1 protein-coding gene is annotated in these 1,176 nt (G+C 69.5%); it reads right to left on the minus strand.

Annotated elements, in window-relative coordinates:
• Nucleotides 1–16: 16 nt before the first annotated feature.
• Nucleotides 17–1,098 (minus strand): IS630 family transposase gene (locus tag AC07AL_RS38605; protein WP_478319572.1). Its coding sequence is split into 2 segments (ribosomal slippage): nucleotides 17–610 and nucleotides 613–1,098, totalling 1,080 coding nucleotides; the frame shifts between segments, so codons are not numbered across the junction.
• Nucleotides 1,099–1,176: the final 78 nt, after the last annotated feature.

Raw genomic sequence — 1,176 nt, forward strand, 5'->3', positions numbered from 1 at the left:
TACTGACATTGGCGCTTCAGGGTGATGGCGGCGGGAGGTCGAGGGAGAGGCCGGTCCCGGCGAGGAATCCGTCGAGGATGTCGGGGCGGTACTGGAGCCGTTTGAGCCGGTTGCGGACGAGGGCTTCGAGGCGGTCGACGGCGACCGAGGACAGGTTGGCCAAGCTGCGCTTGACGTGCGCCCAGAGCCACTCCACGGGATTCAGGTCCGGCGCGTAAGCGGGCAGGATGAACACCGTCAGCCAGTCCCGCGCGCCGATCAAGTCCCGCATGGCATAGGAGACATGAGTGTTCAGGCGGTCCCAGACCAGCACGATCGGCGCCTTCACCAGGTGGTGGATGCCGTCGATCAGGCCGATGTAGTCGCGCTCGGACAGGCTCCGTCGCTCACCCTTGCGACCGGTGTGCCGCCGGATGCGATGGGACAGCCTGGTCCGGGAGCCGGGCCGCACGGCGATCAGCCCCGCGACCGAGACCCGACCAGAGCGGCTGCCGGAGACCTTCACGACCGGGGTGACGCCCCGCCGCCCCCAGGTGCGTCCACGGGGCGGCCTGCGCGTGAAGCCGGCCTCGTCCTCGAAGCAGACCCATCCGCCGCAGGCCGCCCGGGCGCTTTTACCTCCGCCCAAGTCGCCTCCTTCCACGCTGTAACGGCCTGCTCGTCACGCTCCGCGGACCGCCTCGCGGGTATCTGCGGCGTGAAACCGAGCCGGCGCATCAGCCGGGTGGCGCCCGAGACGCTGTAGGAGACGTGGAACTTGCGGCCGATCAGTGTGGCCACCCGCGCACCGGTCCACACCTGGTCCTCGTCCCAGCCGTGGGCGGCCGGTCCCTGGTCGAGGTAGGCGGCCAGTTTCTCCTGGCACCGCACGGACAGCTTGCACCGCTGCCCGTGGGGGCCGCGCGAACCCAGCGCCGCCGCCCCGCCCCGCTTCCAGGCCTGGTGCCACTGGTAGACCGACTTGCAGCTCACCCGCAACTGCCGGGCGACCTCCGGAGGCTTGACTCCTTCGCCGAACAGCGCGGCAGCCTCCAAGCGCACGGCCTCACGGCGCTGTCGTGCCTTCGCCGTCAGCCCGCCCCCATCCGCATATCGCATGCGAGACGGTCTACGCCGACAGGTGACCGTCCGTCAGTAAAACGGCAGATCCATCACCCCAAAGAGCAAATGTCAGTA

The sequence above is a fragment of the Kitasatospora sp. NPDC043949 genome (genome assembly GCF_056435365.1).